Source organism: Streptomyces sp. NBC_00989 (assembly GCF_045162655.1).
Lineage (GTDB): Bacteria > Actinomycetota > Actinomycetes > Streptomycetales > Streptomycetaceae > Streptomyces.
On sequence record NZ_CP108728.1, the window covers coordinates 6015580 to 6028869 of the forward strand.

Annotated in this window: 16 protein-coding genes and 1 tRNA gene; 3 read left to right on the plus strand and 14 right to left on the minus strand. The window is 69.6% G+C overall.

What is annotated here, in order from left to right; all coding sequences use genetic code 11:
* Positions 1-23 precede the first annotated feature (23 nt).
* Both OG714_RS26560 and OG714_RS26565 read left to right on the plus strand, forming a co-directional pair.
* Positions 24-1529 (plus strand): MFS transporter, encoded by a 1506-nt coding sequence (locus tag OG714_RS26560; RefSeq protein ID WP_406124635.1) that lies wholly within the window; start codon positions 24-26, stop codon positions 1527-1529.
* Positions 1530-1642: 113 nt separating this feature from the next.
* Positions 1643-2425, plus strand: coding sequence for a TetR/AcrR family transcriptional regulator (locus OG714_RS26565; protein ID WP_406124637.1), 783 nt, complete (start codon positions 1643-1645; stop codon positions 2423-2425).
* A 73-nt stretch (positions 2426-2498) separates the two neighbouring features.
* Here OG714_RS26565 and OG714_RS26570 read toward each other — a convergent pair whose 3' ends face one another.
* The 4 genes from OG714_RS26570 to OG714_RS26585 all read right to left on the minus strand — a co-directional run bounded on the left by OG714_RS26570 (position 2499) and on the right by OG714_RS26585 (position 7002).
* A complete protein-coding gene (locus OG714_RS26570) occupies positions 2499-2966 on the minus strand; it encodes a PPOX class F420-dependent oxidoreductase (protein ID WP_406124639.1) in 468 nt (155 codons plus the stop codon).
* A gap of 28 nt (positions 2967-2994) precedes the next feature.
* On the minus strand, positions 2995-3834 hold the full coding sequence (locus tag OG714_RS26575) for a YceI family protein (RefSeq protein WP_406124641.1): 840 nt from the start codon (positions 3832-3834) through the stop codon (positions 2995-2997).
* A 102-nt stretch (positions 3835-3936) separates the two neighbouring features.
* Positions 3937-6462 carry an MFS transporter gene (locus tag OG714_RS26580; protein WP_406124643.1) on the minus strand — a complete coding sequence of 842 codons (2526 nt, stop codon included), beginning with the start codon at positions 6460-6462 and terminating at the stop codon, positions 3937-3939.
* A 21-nt stretch (positions 6463-6483) separates the two neighbouring features.
* Complete coding sequence (locus OG714_RS26585) at positions 6484-7002, minus strand: MarR family winged helix-turn-helix transcriptional regulator (protein ID WP_406131957.1); 519 nt, start codon at positions 7000-7002, stop codon at positions 6484-6486.
* A 197-nt stretch (positions 7003-7199) separates the two neighbouring features.
* On the opposite strand from OG714_RS26585, the gene OG714_RS26590 reads away from it, so the two are divergent.
* Positions 7200-7403: a hypothetical protein gene (locus OG714_RS26590; RefSeq protein WP_406124645.1), complete on the plus strand. Its 204-nt coding sequence runs from the start codon at positions 7200-7202 to the stop codon at positions 7401-7403.
* Between the two features lie 27 nt (positions 7404-7430).
* Here the strand turns inward: OG714_RS26590 and OG714_RS26595 are convergent, their stop codons facing one another.
* The 10 genes from OG714_RS26595 to OG714_RS26640 all read right to left on the minus strand — a co-directional run bounded on the left by OG714_RS26595 (position 7431) and on the right by OG714_RS26640 (position 13191).
* Positions 7431-7874, minus strand: coding sequence for a GNAT family N-acetyltransferase (locus tag OG714_RS26595; protein WP_406124646.1), 444 nt, complete (start codon positions 7872-7874; stop codon positions 7431-7433).
* Positions 7875-7907: 33 nt separating this feature from the next.
* A complete protein-coding gene (locus tag OG714_RS26600; RefSeq protein WP_406124648.1) occupies positions 7908-8564 on the minus strand; it encodes a hypothetical protein in 657 nt (218 codons plus the stop codon).
* Positions 8565-8620: 56 nt separating this feature from the next.
* Positions 8621-9511, minus strand: coding sequence for an RNA polymerase sigma factor SigF (locus tag OG714_RS26605; protein WP_266859067.1), 891 nt, complete (start codon positions 9509-9511; stop codon positions 8621-8623).
* Positions 9512-9851: 340 nt separating this feature from the next.
* Positions 9852-10700, minus strand: a complete 849-nt coding sequence (locus OG714_RS26610) for an RNA polymerase sigma factor SigF (RefSeq protein WP_406124651.1) — start codon at positions 10698-10700, stop codon at positions 9852-9854.
* Positions 10701-10877: 177 nt separating this feature from the next.
* Positions 10878-11171, minus strand: coding sequence for a Dabb family protein (locus tag OG714_RS26615; RefSeq protein WP_406124653.1), 294 nt, complete (start codon positions 11169-11171; stop codon positions 10878-10880).
* A gap of 25 nt (positions 11172-11196) precedes the next feature.
* Positions 11197-11373 carry a hypothetical protein gene (locus OG714_RS26620; protein ID WP_019054914.1) on the minus strand — a complete coding sequence of 59 codons (177 nt, stop codon included), beginning with the start codon at positions 11371-11373 and terminating at the stop codon, positions 11197-11199.
* Between the two features lie 178 nt (positions 11374-11551).
* Positions 11552-11636 (minus strand) — tRNA-Ser (locus tag OG714_RS26625).
* 80 nt (positions 11637-11716) lie between these two features.
* Positions 11717-12148, minus strand: coding sequence for a tRNA adenosine(34) deaminase TadA (gene tadA, locus OG714_RS26630; protein ID WP_406124655.1), 432 nt, complete (start codon positions 12146-12148; stop codon positions 11717-11719).
* Positions 12149-12204: 56 nt separating this feature from the next.
* Positions 12205-12753, minus strand: coding sequence for a hypothetical protein (locus OG714_RS26635; protein ID WP_406131958.1), 549 nt, complete (start codon positions 12751-12753; stop codon positions 12205-12207).
* Between the two features lie 243 nt (positions 12754-12996).
* Complete coding sequence (locus OG714_RS26640) at positions 12997-13191, minus strand: hypothetical protein (protein WP_406124657.1); 195 nt, start codon at positions 13189-13191, stop codon at positions 12997-12999.
* Between the last annotated feature and the right edge of the window lie 99 nt (positions 13192-13290).

The window sequence follows — 13290 nt, forward strand, 5'->3', positions numbered from 1 at the left end:
CGCCGTATAGGACCTGTTCTACGGTGTACAACATGCCGACTTCCCCAGCCTCCCAAGGCGTCCAAGGCACCCAAGGCCTCCAGGGCCACCCCCAGCGCTGGATCGTGCTCGGAGTCATCTGCCTGGCGCAGCTCACCGTGCTGCTCGACAACACCGTCCTGAACGTCGCGATCCCCTCGCTCACCCGCGAACTCGACGCGAGCACCGCGGACATCCAGTGGATGATCAACGCGTACTCGCTGGTGCAGTCGGGGTTGCTCCTGACGGCGGGCAGCGCGGCCGACCGGTACGGCCGTAAGAAGATGCTGATCGCGGGTCTCGTGCTGTTCGGCGTGGGTTCGCTGGTGGCCGGACTCGCCCAGTCCACAGGGCAGTTGATCGCCGCGAGGGCCGGAATGGGCGTGGGTGGGGCGCTGCTCATCACGACCACCCTGGCCGTCGTGATGCAGATCTTCGCCCCCGAGGAACAGCCGAAGGCGATCGGCATCTGGGCCGCGGTCAACGCCCTCGGCTTCGCGACCGGCCCGCTCCTCGGCGGCTTCATGCTGAACCACTTCTGGTGGGGCGCGATCTTCCTGATCAACATCCCGGTCGCGGCACTCGCGCTGGTAGCGGCGGTGGCCCTCGTCCCCGAGTCGAAGAACCCGCGCGGCGACCGCCCCGACCTCCTGGGCGCCCTGCTCTCCACCATCGGCATGGCCGCGCTGGTCTACGCGATCATCTCCGGCCCGGCGCACGGCTGGACGTCCGGGCGGGTGCTGCTCACCGGCGCGGTGGCGATCGTGGTGTTGGCGGCCTTCGCGTACTGGGAGAACCGTGTCCCGTACCCGATGCTCGACCTGTACTTCTTCCGCGACCGCCGCTTCACGGGCGCGGTCACCGGGGTGGTCCTCATCACCTTCGGCATGGCCGGCTCGCTCTTCCTGCTCACCCAGCACCTCCAATTCGTCCTTGGCTACGGCCCGTTGGAGGCGGGTGTCCGTACGGCGCCGCTCGCTCTGGCGATCGTCGCGCTCAACTTCTCGGGGCTGGCGGCGAAGTGGACGAAGCGGCTCGGGGCACCGGTTTCCATCGGCCTGGGGATGGTGCTGATGTCGGCGGGGCTGGTGTCGATCGCGTCGCTTGCGCCCGCGGGGTACACGGGGACTTTGGTGGGACTGTTGCTGATCGGGGCGGGGGCGGCGATCGCCAACCCGGCGATGGCTCACGCGATCATGAGTGCGATTCCGCCGGAGAAGGCGGGGGTCGGGGCCGGGATCAACGGGACGTTGGGGGAGTTCGGGAACGGGCTGGGCGTCGCGGTGTTGGGGGCGGTGCTGAGTTCCCGGTTCGCGGCGGTGTCCCTGCCGGTCGGCTTGGCGGCGGCGACTTCGGCCGAGGAGAGGCGGAGGGTGACCGATTCCTTCGCTGCGGGGCTGGAGGCCAGCCAGTTGGTGGGGGCGGTCGCTGTTTTGGTCGGAGGGTTGCTCGCTGCGGCGTTGTTGTGGCGGGCGGAGCGGGCAGACTCGGAGGTGGTGGTCGCTCAGTAGTGTCTGCGGGTGGGTTGTGGCCGGTCGCGCTCACGCGGCGGAAGCCGCATATGTCACAGCCCCGCGCCCCTGATTACAGTGATCCGGGATCTGGATCTTGAGGAAGGTGCGTCATGGCCAAGGCAACCCCGTCGACAGGGCGTTCTGCGCGCACCAGCGTCTGGCTCGAGACGAAGACGCGCCGGGGCGGGCGCGGCGGCGGGCAGCCCTCCGGCCTCGATCGCACCCGCATCACCGAAGTCACCGTGAGACTGCTGGACGCCGAAGGCCTGGCCAAGTTCTCGATGCGGAGGCTCGCCGCCGAGCTGAACGTGACCGCGATGTCCGTCTACTGGTACGTCGACACCAAGGACGACCTCCTCGAACTCGCCCTGGACGCCGCTTTCGGGGAGTTGCGGTTGCCCGATCCGGAGGCCGAGGGCGAGGAGTGGCGCGACCAACTCCGCATGCTGGCAACGGAGTACAGGTCCCTGCTGGTCCGCCACCCCTGGCTGTCGCCGCTGGCCGGTACCTTCCTCAACATCGGGCCGAACTCCCTGGCCTTCTCCCGTGTCGTACAGCGCGTGATCCGCCGCACGGACCTGCCGGAACACGGCCTGACGGGCGCGATCTCGGCGGTCTTCCAGTTCGTGTACGGCTACGGCACGATCGAGGGCCACTTCTTCGCCCGCGTCGCCGACACCGGCATGACCCCCGACGACTACTTCCGCCACGCCATGACCACGTTCGACGGGGCCCCGACAACCGCCGAGGTCGTGGAGGAGTCCAAGCAACTCATGGCGGCCCGGGGCGGCGACACGGTCGCGGAGATGATGAACCGCGACTTCACCTTCGCCCTGGACCTGCTGGTGGCGGGCATCGAGGCGATGGTGAAACGAGACGGCGGCACCAAATAGCCCGTCCGGCGTTTGAGGACGAGGCCCCTTCAGGGCCGACGGGGGGTCTGGGGGCGGAGCCCCCAGCACCACCTCAGCCCTCTACGAGCCGCGCCGGAAAACCGCCGGTGGCAACCGGTCCCCAATTCTCCGGTGTGATCCGAATGATCGACTTCCCCTGCTTCACCATCGCCGCCCGGTACTCGTCCCAGTCGGGGTGCTCCCCGGAGATGTTCCGGAAGTACTCGACGAGGGCTTCCACGGACTCCGGTGAGTCGATGACCTCGGCCGTGCCGTCGATCTGGACCCACGGGTCGTTCCACTCGTCGCTCAGGACGACGATGCTGACCCGGGGATCCCGCTTGGCGTTACGGGTCTTGGCCCGCTCGGGGTACGTGGAGACGACGATCCGCCCGGAGTCGTCCACCCCACAGGTCAGCGGCGAAGCCTGAGCGCTGCCGTCGGCCCGCCGGGTCAGCAGCAGCGCGCGATGGCGGGGTCGTACGAAGTCCAGCAGCTCGTCCAGGCTGACTTTGGTGTTGGTCGCGATGTTCGGTGCCATACGCCCAGCCTAGGCGCACGGCCCCCGCTCACGCCTGCGGCAGCGACTCCCCCTGCACCGCCTGGACGTCCAGCTCGACCTTGAGCGTCGTACCGATCGCCGCGATGCCCGCCTGGACGACCTGGTTGTAGTTCATCGCGAAGTCCTCGCGGTGCAGTTCCGTGGTCGCCCGGAACGCGGCGCGCGTGCCGCCCCAGGGGTCGGCTCCGGTGCCGAGGTAGGCGAGGTCGAGGGCGACCGGTCGTACGACACCGTGGAGGGTCAGCTCGCCGGAGACGGTCCAGCGGTCGGAGCCGGCCGGGGTCAGCCCCGTCGAGGAGTAGGTGATCTCCGGGTAGCGGGCCACGTCCAGGAAGTCCGCCGAGCGCAGGTGGTCGTCGCGCATGCCGTTGCCGGTGTCGATGGACGCGGCCCGGATGACCGCCTCCACCCGGGACTTGGCGATGTCGTCGGGCGCGATCTCGACCGTGGCGGCGAAGTCGGTGAACCGCCCGCGCACGCTGGAGATCCCCAGGTGCTGGGCGACCGCGCCGACCGTGGAGTGGGCGGGGTCGACCGTCCAGGGCCCGGGCGGCGGCAACTCCGTACCGCCCTGCCGCGCCAGCGTCACCGTGCCGACCTCGGCCCGCCCTCCCCCAGAGGGGGGACCCCCAGCGGTGACGATCGCGGTGGCGGCCGCGGGCGCGTACCCGACGGCCGTGACGATCACGGTGTACGGCCCGGGCGCCAGCGGGTTCACGTCCCGCACCGCCCCCTCCGCGTCCGCCTCGGCCCGCAGCACCTGCGTCCCGGTCATGTCGGTCACCGTGACGACCGCGTGCGACACGGCCCATCCGTCGCGGGTACGGATCTTCGCGGTCAGTCCCATGTCCCTCTAACTCCCAGCCGTACAACCGTGGATCGGTAGAAACAGAACCGGCCCGCGCAACGCGCCTCCGCTCGGGACGCGTTGCGCGGACCGGGGTGTCAACTACTCGCCGGGGTGGGCGAGTTCGATGTCGTGGCCGTCGGCTCCGCGGCCGTTCACCGTGAGGGCGGTCGCGACCGGCGGGTAGCCCGTCGCGATCACCGTGTACTCGCCGCCGCTCAGGTCGGTGAAGGCGTACGCCCCGTCCGGACCGGTCGTGGCGGTGCCGACCACGTTGCCCGCCGCGTCCACGAGGGTGACGCGCGCGTCGGCCAGCGGGCCGTGCGGGGCGCGGACCACGCCCAGAACCTGCGCGCCGGAGTCCAGGTCGATCTCGACCCGGGTGACCCCGGTGCCGCCGACCTCGACGGGCAGCGCGCGCGGCCGGTACCCGGCGGCGTTCACCGCGACGGTCACGGCCCCGGGCACCAGCTCCGCGAAGGCGAACTCGCCCTGCTCACCGGTGATTCCGCTGGACAGCAGGTCGCCGCGCACATCCGTCACGATGACCATCGCGTCCTTGACGGGCAGCCCCGTCTCGGCCGCCCGCACGAGCCCGTTCAGCCCGCTGGTACCGCTCAACAGCACGTCGTACGACACCGGTTCGGCGCCGTTGACGACGACCGTGGACGCCTGCGGCTGGAAGCCGTCGGCGGAGGCGATCAGGACGTACGAGCCGACGCTCGGCGCGTCCAGCGCGTAGGAGCCGTTCGCCTGCGTGACCGAGCGGCCCAACTGGCGTCCCCCGAGGGAGATCAGGGTGACGGCGGCCTGCGGCACGGGCGCGCTCTCGGCACCGCGGACGAAGCCCCGGACGGGAATCCCACCCGAGAGGGGTGTGGAGTCGGATGCGGTCACGGGTGCGGTCTCCTCCCCCACCACCGTTGCCACGGCGGCGAGTTGCTCAGTTCCTTCAGTGGCCCAACTCGGCGTCTTCTGCTCGGCAGGCGCGGGGATCTCCGCCGCGTCCAGCACGCCCACGGCCTCCTCGGCCGCCTGGGCCAGCCCGCCGGAGGTCCGCAGCGGGACCTCCTTGATGAACATCACGACGAGGAAGGAGATGAGCGCGAAGGGCGCCGCGTACAGGAACACATCGGCGATGCCGTGGCCGTAGGCGCTCTCCAGCCAGGTGCGGACCGTGCTGGGCAGGGCGTCCATGTCGGGCAGCGCGCTGCTGCCGACGGCCTTCGCGGCGGCGGCCTGCGACTGCGGGTCCAGGGAGGCGACGGTGTCCTTGGCGTAGTGCGTGATCCGGCCGGACATGACCGAGCCGAGCACGCCGACGCCGACCGCGCCGCCGAGCGAGCGGAAGAAGCTCACCGTGGAGGAGGCCGCGCCGAGGTCCTTCGGGGTGACCTGGTTCTGCGTGGACAGCACGAGGTTCTGCATCATCGTGCCGACGCCGATGCCCAACATGGCCATGTAGATGGACAGTTCCCAGTACGGGGTGTCGTAGCGCATCAGGCCGAGCAGGCCCAGACCGGCGGTGAGGAAGAGACCGCCGGCGACCAGCCAGCCCTTCCAGCGGCCGGTCTTGGTGATGAAGCGGCCGGAGACCATCGACGCGACGAACAGTCCGCCGATCATCGGGATCGTCATGACACCGGACATCGTCGGGGACTTGTCGCGGGCCAGCTGGAAGTACTGGGAGAAGAAGACCGTGCCCGAGTACATGCCGACGCCGACGAACAGCGAGGCCAGCGAAGCGAGCGAGACGGTGCGGTTGCGGAACAGGCGCAGCGGGATGATCGGCTCGCTCGCCCGCGTCTCGGTGAACACGAACAGCAGCGCCAGCACGACCGTGCCGCCCACCATCGCGTACGTCTGCCACGACAGCCACTCGTACTTGTCGTCGGCGAAGGTCACCCAGACCAGCAGCAGCGAGGCGGCCGCGGTGATGAAGAAGGCGCCGGTCCAGTCGACCTTGACCTTCCGCTTGGCGACCGGGAGGTTCAGCGTCTTCTGGAGCACGACCAGCGCGATCAGCGCGAACGGGATACCGACGAACAGGCAGTAGCGCCAGCCGAGCCACGAGGTGTCGGTGATCACGCCACCGAGCAGCGGACCGCCCACGGTCGCCACGGCGAAGGTGGCACCGGTGTAGCCGGAGTACCGGCCGCGCTCGCGCGGGGCGATCATCGCGGCCATCACGACCTGGACGAGGGCGGAGAGACCGCCGGCGCCGAGGCCCTGGATGACACGGGCGCCGATCAGCATCGCCGGGTTCTGCGCGAGGCCCGCGACGACCGATCCGATGATGTAGATGACCAGGGATATCTGGACCAGGGCCTTCTTGCTGACCAGGTCGGCCATCTTGCCCCACAGCGGCACCGATGCCGTCATGGAGAGCAGGGCCGCGGTGACGACCCAGGTGTAGGCCTCCTGGCCGCCGCCCAGGCTGCCGATGATGGTCGGCAGGGCGTTGGTGACGATCGTCGACGAGATGATCGCGGCGAACAGGCCGAGCAGCAGCCCGGAGAGCGCCTCCATGATCTGCCGGTGCGTCATCGGAGCGCCGTCGGGGGCAGCGGGGGATGCCCCTCCGTGCTTGGCGTGAGCCCGCACACCGGCTGGTGTGGTCGTTGCCATGAGCTTCCTTTTCTTCCGTGCTTATGCGGGTGTACGGGTGGTGTGTTCGAGTTCGTGGTGGGGGGAGTGGGGGGCTTCGGCCCCGACGGGAGGGGGCGGGGGCTGTGCGGCTCGGCAGTCGTCGAAGCTCGCCCGGAGCCGGGTCATCAGCCCGATCAGCTGCCCGACCTCCTCGTCGCTCCAGTCGCTCAGCCGGTCGGCGAGCAACTGGGCGGTCCGTCGCGACAGTTCGTCCACCTGGGCCCAGCCGCTGGGGGTGAGGCGCAGGATGCGGGAGCGTTTGTCCGCGGGGTCGGGGGAGCGTTCGATCCAGCCCCGGTCGGCGACGTGCGCGACATGGCGGCTGGTCACGGACATGTCGACGGCGAGCAGCTCCGCGAGCCTGCTGATGCGCATGTCGCCGTGCCGGCCGAGGAGAGTCAGTACGGCCACGGAGCCGGCGGGACAGTCGGACGGCAGGACCCGCCCCAACTCCCTGCGTACGGCGCCGAAGGCACTGAACTGACGGATCAGCTCCTCGTACTGCGCCTGCTCGGCCATCACACCTCCCATGTTCGTTGCTTGGGGCAACCATAAGAGCGTAAGAGAGGTTGGTTGCTACAGGCAAATAAAACGGCCGAGTGCGAGACAAAAAGTTGGCAAAGGCAAGCATTTCTGAACGTAAATCCGCAGGTGGGAAACCCTGTCCGAGGCCCCGCGCTTGGGTGTCCCCCGGGGATTCGCTAGTGTCTCGGCCCATGGCAAACACCCAGGGCCCCGAGGGCAACTACGACCCCGCCGGCAGCACCCAGATGTTCCGTGCCTTCGTCGACGAGACCCCACAGGGCGGCGCGCCGCAGGCCGCACCCACGGCCTCGGCCGGACCCCGCGTCGGCCTGATCATCGGCGTCGTGGTCGCCGTGCTGGTCGTGGCGGCGGTGGCCTACCTGGCCTTCATGTAACTCCGACCGCGTCACCTGGGCGGTGGTCTACCGGTCCGACCCCAAGGGCAACCGGTAGACCGTCGACTCCCGCACCCGGAACCCGAGCCGCTCGTACAGGCGGTTCGCCGCGACACGGTCCGGCCGCGAGGTGAGATCGACGGTCCGCGCCCCGGCCTCCCGGCCGATCCGCAGTGCCTGCTCGATGAGCAGCGCGGCGATCCCCCGCCCCCGGGCCGAGCTGTCGACGACGACGTCCTCGACGCGCCCGCGCAACCCGGACGGCACGGGAGACATCACCAGCGTGAGAGTGCCGACGATCGCGCCCTCGACTCGCGCGACCAGCACGGTGTTCGTCGCGCACGAGACCAGCCGCTCGACCGCTGCCCGGTCGAGGATCTCGGCCGTCGAGGACAACTGCGGCAGCAACCGCCCGAACGCGCCCACGAGTTCCTCGGTCGCCTCGCGCACGATCTCCACCTGAACGTCCATGCCGCGGAGCCTATCGACCGGCTCCGGCCCGCCCTACTTCCACGCGACCGTCACGTCCCGCGTCTCGATGTGCATCCCCAGTGGCACGCGCCAGGCGTCGACGCACACGGTCCAGGTCTTGTCCTTGCGCCCGTTCGCCGTGATCGGCACGGGAAGCTGCTCGGTGGAGTCGATCGTCGCCCAGTCGATCCCGAGGGCGCCGATGATGTGCGTCCCGAACGTCACCGTGCCCGAACGCACCGCCGTGCCCCCGGAGTTGCGGAAGCCCAGGGTGACGTCCTCGCACCAGCGCTGATCCGTGGCCTCGCGCACGGGGTCGCCCCAGCTGAGGGCGGCGGGGGTGGCGGGAGCCCTCGTAGGAACGGCAGTTGGGGTCGGTGACGGTGAAGGGGCGCTGCTACGACGGGACTTGGCGCCCGTGGGTGAAGAGGTGGCCGGTGGAGATGCCGAAGTCTCCCTGGTGTCCGGTGATTTGCCGGCTGCGGGTGACCTCGGGGCGTCGAGCGGCACCAGCGTGACGCTCCCGGTCGGGCGTACCGCCGTGGCCGATGGGCGGGGCGGGCCGACCGCCACGTAGCCGCCGTCACTGTTGGCCGCGCAGGCGGTCAGGAATGCGGCGAGGCAGGCGACGGCCGCCGACGCGTCCAGGAGGGCGCACCGGCGGCCACGTGTCCGGGTCGCTCGGAGCATCGCGCCATGGTGGCTGACACTCCGTCAAATAGGAACCCTTGTGACCCTGTTGGGGGTCAGTCCGAGATCAGGCCCTCGCGGAGCGTCGAGAGGGTGCGGGTCAGCAGCCGGGAGACGTGCATCTGGGAGATGCCGACCTCCTCGCCGATCTGCGACTGGGTCATGTTGGCGAAGAAGCGCAACATGATGATCCGGCGCTCACGGGGCGGCAGTTTGGCGAGGAGGGGCTTCAGGGACTCCCGGTACTCCACGCCTTCCAGGGCCGTGTCCTCGTAGCCGAGGCGGTCCGCCAGCGAGCCCTCGCCGCCGTCGTCCTCGGGGGCCGGGGAGTCGAGCGAGGAGGCCGTGTACGCGTTGCCGACCGCGAGGCCGTCGACGACGTCCTCCTCGGACACGCCCAGGACCGCGGCGAGTTCGGGGACGGTCGGCGACCGGTCCAGCTTCTGGGAGAGCTCGTCGCTGGCCTTCGTGAGGGCCAGCCGCAGCTCCTGAAGGCGACGCGGGACACGCACCGACCACGACGTGTCGCGGAAGAAGCGCTTGATCTCGCCCACGACGGTCGGCATCGCGAACGTCGGGAACTCCACCCCGCGTTCGCAGTCGAACCGGTCGATCGCCTTGATCAGGCCGATCGTGCCGACCTGGACGATGTCCTCCATCGGCTCGTTGCGGGAGCGGAAACGCGCGGAGGCGTACCGCACGAGCGGGAGGTTGAGCTCGATGAGGGTGTCCCGGACGTAACCACGCTCGGGGCTGTTCTCGTCGAGTGCGGCGAGCCGCAGGAAGAGGGAGCGGGACAGGGTGCGGGTGTCGATGGCTCCCGTGGTCGGGAGGGCCGGGGCCGGTACGGCGGGTACGGCCTCAAGGACCGTAACGGCGTCGAGTGCGGGCTCAGCGTCGCTCTTGGTGAGCGTGAGCACCTTCGAGCTGCCCTGGTCTGCGGACATGCCACCCCCTTTGGGTCGCGGGACGGTCGCGGCGATCGCCCCCGTCTGGGGAGCGGTGCCTTCACCTGAATACCGGAGCCGGGGCCACGGCAAACGCGCTTCCCGCAGAATGTCACATGTCGGCAACACGCTGTAGTGACATGTCGACATGTCTGTGACGAATCAGCCCTGGAAACAGGGGGTCTGACGGCTTTTCAGCGCAGAACTGTCGGGAAAGGGCCCCGTGAGCGATTCGTTCGTACCGGTGACAGCTCGCTCAGGCTTTCGGTTATGCCCCGATACGGCTCCGCCAGGGGTTCCGATACGGGTGGATACGGCCGGATGCGGCCCGCTTCGGCTGCTACGCCTCGATGCGGTTCGCGGAGCGCAGCCGCTGGAAGCTGCGCGCGAGGAGCCGGGAGACGTGCATCTGGGAGACGCCGAGCTCCGCGCTGATCTGCGACTGGGTGAGGTTGCTGTAGTAGCGCAGCAGCAGGATCCGCTGTTCCCGCTCGGGGAGTTGGACGAGGAGGTGGCGGACGAGGTCGCGGTGTTCCACGCCGTCCAGGGCCGGGTCCTCGTAGCCGAGCCGGTCGAGCAGGCCGGGCAGTCCGTCGCCCTCCTGGGCGGCCTCCAGGGAGGTCGCGTGGTACGACCGGCCGGCCTCGATGCAGGACAGCACCTCGTCCTCGCCGATGCGCAGCCGCTCGGCGATCTCGGCGGTGGTCGGGGTGCGCCCGAAGGCGGTCGTCAGGTCCTCGGTCGCCGCGTTGACCTGCACCCACAACTCGTGCAGCCGGCGCGGGACATGGACCGTGCGGACGTTGTCACGGAAGTACCGCTTGATCTCGCCGATGACGGTCGGCATCGCGAACGTCGGGAACTGCACGCCTCGGTCCGGGTCGAAGCGGTCGATGGCGTTGATCAGACCGATGGTGCCGACCTGGACGACGTCCTCCATCGGCTCGTTGCGGGAGCGGAAACGCGCGGCCGCGTAGCGCACGAGCGGGATGTTCGCCTCGATGAGCGCCCCGCGTACCCGGTTGTGCTCCGGCGTGCCCGGCTGGAGCCCCTTGAGCTGGCCGAAGAGCACCTGGGTGAGGGCCCGGGTGTCCGCGCCGCGGCTGCGCGGCGGAGCGGCTGCCACGGGGGTCTGGGCGGGCGCCTCGTCCTGGGGCGGCGCTGTACTGGCCGACACGGTCAACGCCACACCTCTTCAATAGGTCAACTTCAATAGGTCAACTCATCCGTCAAAAGCGGTCATAGCATCACAAGACATGTGCACTGTGTGCAAGCACCGCCTAATACCGTGTTAAGCCGTGTTGAGCAACAAAAGCCCCCTGCCGTGACGGCAGGGGGCTCCGCGGGGGGTTTCGAGCTGACGGGCTCAGACCTCGTAGTCGGCGATCACCCATGTGGCGAACTCGCGCCACAGCGCGACGCCGGCCTGGTGCGCCGGGTGCTCGATGTACCGCTTCAGGGCGTCGGGGTCGTCGGCCGCCGAGTTGATCGCGAAGTCGTAGGCGATGGGGCGGTCGCTGATGTTCCAGCCCAGCTCCCAGAAGCGCAGTTCCTCGATCAGGTCGCCGAGCGGGCGGAACGCCTCGACGCCGGCCACGACGCGCGGGTCGTCGCGCTCGACACCCTCGTTGAGCTTGAAGAGGACGAGGTGGCGGATCATCTGCGCGCTCCTGGTGGGTGGTTGGCTACTGCGCCCCGTCGGCCAGCCAGGTCATGAAGTCGCCGATGGCCTTCGCGGCGTCCGATATGCCCTCGAAGCCTATCTGGACGTAGTCGGCCGCCTTGGACGGGTCCGTGATGATCACGTACAGCGCGAAGACCACGAGCAAATAGACGGCGATCTTCTTAGCGTTCACCGCCATCGCGGCCTCCCCTGTGACTCCGTGCCCGTGGGCCCCCTGTTGCCGGCGGTGAGTGTAACCTTCACGGCCCTTTTTTGGATCAATCAGGGATCAACCAGGGGGCAACGGCCCGCAGGTGAGGGGCTGTTGCCGGCATCACGCACGAAGGGCCCCGTCTCTCGACGGGGCCCTTCAGAAGCGGTAGCGGAGGGATTTGAACCCTCGGTGACTTGCGCCACACTCGCTTTCGAGGCGAGCTCCTTCGGCCGCTCGGACACGCTACCGAGAGAGACCTTACAACAAGGTGGGGCGTGGTTTGAAATCGGTAATCGGAGGCCTGCGACGGGTCCTGCTACCGATCCCGCTACCGGTCCCGGAAGAACTCCGTGAGCAGGTGGGCGCACTCGTCCGCGAGGACGCCCTCGATCACCTCGGGGCGGTGGTTGAGCCGCCGGTCGCGGACGACGTCGAAGAGCGAGCCGGCCGCGCCCGCCTTCTCGTCGCGGGCGCCGTAGACGACCCGGTCGACCCGGGACTGCACCAGCGCGCCCGCGCACATCGTGCAGGGTTCGAGGGTGACGACGAGTGTGCAGCCCGACAGCCGCCACTCGCCGGTCTCCGCCGCCGCGCGCCGGATCGCGAGGACCTCGGCGTGCGCCGTCGGATCGCCGGTGGCCTCGCGTTCGTTGTGCCCGGTGGCGAGCACGGTCGTACCGTCCGGGGACAGTACGACCGCGCCGACCGGGACGTCGCCGCCCCGGGCGGCCGCTCCGGCCGCGTCCAGGGCGAGCCGCATAGCGGCCCGCCAGCGGTCGCCTACCGGGTCCGGAGTCCCTTCTGTGCGTGCTGTGGTCAGCGGACGGTCTCCAGGACCTCCGAGGCCCCCAGGGCCTCGGCGATGGAGCTCAGCGCGTCGTCGGCGTCCAGGAGACGCAGTTCCTTCTCGCCGACGCCCAGGTCGTCGAGGATCTGGACGTCGCCGACGGGGCTGTGCGGAACGGCCTCGGCCGAGGAGGTGCCGGCCTCGTCGTCGTCCTCCCCGTCCTCGCTTTGAGGATCACCGTCCTCGGTACCGTCGAGGTCGAGGGAGTCCAGGTCGACGACATCGTCGTCGTCCGGATCCCGTCCGAGCAGCTCGTCGGTGAGCAGGATCTCGCCGTACGAGCTGCGGGCTGCGGCAGCGGCGTCCGAGACGTAGATCCGGGGGTCCTCCTCGCCGTCGATGCGGACGACGCCGAACCAGGCGTCCTCCTGCTCGATGAGCACCAGCACCGTGTCGTCCTCGGGCGAGGCTTCACGGGCCAGTTCGGCCAGATCCGACAGGCTCTCGACATCGTCGAGCTCTGTGTCGCTCGCTTCCCACCCGTCTTCGGTGCGCGCGAGCAGTGCGGCGAAGTACACCGTGACTCTCCCACTGGTCATAGGTGTGCCGGTTGGGGGTCCCCCCGGCTGAGGTTGCGGGCGGGGAGAGCTCGTGCTCCGAGCCCCACCCACTCGGAATCGTGGCAGAAACAAGGCGTCCAGGGGACGTCTTCGGCTCCCTGTGTCCGCCCGTTTTGATCGACCACCAGCGGGATCGTACGCGGCGATCGCCTTGCACACGCACCCGGTTGGCCTTACAAGCTGCTGTGAGACAGGCCTCGACTACCAGCGGAACGTGCGCATACGCATGGCGTGGCGCAGCCGGGCGACCTTGGCGCGCCGGGGCTGGACCCGGTCGCGCAGCTCGCGCGCCTCGGTCAGCTCGCGCAGGAACTGGGCCCGGCGCCGCCTGCGCGCGGCATCGCTCTCCCGGTTCTCCTGCTGCGACGGGTCCTCGTGGGACTCACGGTCAGGCATCGGTTCACCACCCCGTTCCGTCCTTCCCACTTTCCCCCGGACGGGCGGTTTGATGCCAGTGCGGGCGGGATCGGGGCCGGTGGGCGGGCTGATCGCGGC

What these genes read in the sequence shown, in the direction of transcription:
- OG714_RS26580 (WP_406124643.1), bottom strand. Translation starts at nt 6,462, where the DNA reads ATGGCAACGACCACACCAGCCGGTGTGCGGGCTCACGCCAAGCACGGA.
- OG714_RS26575 (WP_406124641.1), bottom strand. Translation starts at nt 3,834, where the DNA reads ATGGGACTGACCGCGAAGATCCGTACCCGCGACGGATGGGCCGTGTCG.
- OG714_RS26605 (WP_266859067.1), bottom strand. Translation starts at nt 9,511, where the DNA reads ATGTCCGCAGACCAGGGCAGCTCGAAGGTGCTCACGCTCACCAAGAGC.
- OG714_RS26565 (WP_406124637.1), top strand. Translation starts at nt 1,643, where the DNA reads ATGGCCAAGGCAACCCCGTCGACAGGGCGTTCTGCGCGCACCAGCGTC.
- OG714_RS26600 (WP_406124648.1), bottom strand. Translation starts at nt 8,564, where the DNA reads ATGCTCCGAGCGACCCGGACACGTGGCCGCCGGTGCGCCCTCCTGGAC.
- OG714_RS26595 (WP_406124646.1), bottom strand. Translation starts at nt 7,874, where the DNA reads ATGGACGTTCAGGTGGAGATCGTGCGCGAGGCGACCGAGGAACTCGTG.
- OG714_RS26620 (WP_019054914.1), bottom strand. Translation starts at nt 11,373, where the DNA reads ATGGCGGTGAACGCTAAGAAGATCGCCGTCTATTTGCTCGTGGTCTTC.
- OG714_RS26640 (WP_406124657.1), bottom strand. Translation starts at nt 13,191, where the DNA reads ATGCCTGACCGTGAGTCCCACGAGGACCCGTCGCAGCAGGAGAACCGG.
- OG714_RS26570 (WP_406124639.1), bottom strand. Translation starts at nt 2,966, where the DNA reads ATGGCACCGAACATCGCGACCAACACCAAAGTCAGCCTGGACGAGCTG.
- OG714_RS26615 (WP_406124653.1), bottom strand. Translation starts at nt 11,171, where the DNA reads ATGATCCGCCACCTCGTCCTCTTCAAGCTCAACGAGGGTGTCGAGCGC.
- OG714_RS26585 (WP_406131957.1), bottom strand. Translation starts at nt 7,002, where the DNA reads ATGGCCGAGCAGGCGCAGTACGAGGAGCTGATCCGTCAGTTCAGTGCC.
- tadA (WP_406124655.1), bottom strand. Translation starts at nt 12,148, where the DNA reads ATGCGGCTCGCCCTGGACGCGGCCGGAGCGGCCGCCCGGGGCGGCGAC.
- OG714_RS26590 (WP_406124645.1), top strand. Translation starts at nt 7,200, where the DNA reads ATGGCAAACACCCAGGGCCCCGAGGGCAACTACGACCCCGCCGGCAGC.